The organism is Pseudomonas sp. SDO5532_S415, assembly GCF_054071155.1.
Window position 1 is genome coordinate 1 of record NZ_JBSVWS010000373.1, and the last position, 382, is coordinate 382.

Annotated in this window: 1 protein-coding gene; it reads left to right on the forward strand. The window is 64.9% G+C overall.

The window, feature by feature from the left end:
* Positions 1 to 382: biotin/lipoyl-containing protein (locus ACW9HW_RS30160; RefSeq protein WP_457402981.1), on the forward strand; the 382-nt coding region annotated here is incomplete at both ends.

The following is a 382-nucleotide window of genomic DNA, read 5'->3' on the forward strand; positions in this document are numbered from 1 at the left end:
CCCTGGAATCCGACAAGGCCAGCATGGAAATCCCATCGCCTGCCGCTGGCGTGGTCAAGGCCATCAGCGTCAAGCTCAACGACGAAGTCGGCACTGGCGACCTGATCCTGGACCTGGAAGTGGCGGGTGCTGCTGCACCTGCTGCCGCGCCAGCCCAGGCCGCTGCACCTGCTCCGGCTGCCGCCCCTGCTCCTGTGGCAGCTCCGGCTGCCCCCGTGGCAGACAGTGTTCAGGACATTCACGTTCCGGACATCGGCTCGGCCGGCAAGGCCAAGATCATCGAAGTCCTGGTCAAGGCCGGTGACACCGTTGAAGCCGATCAGTCGCTGATCACCCTGGAATCCGACAAGGCCAGCATGGAAATCCCATCGCCTGCCGCTGG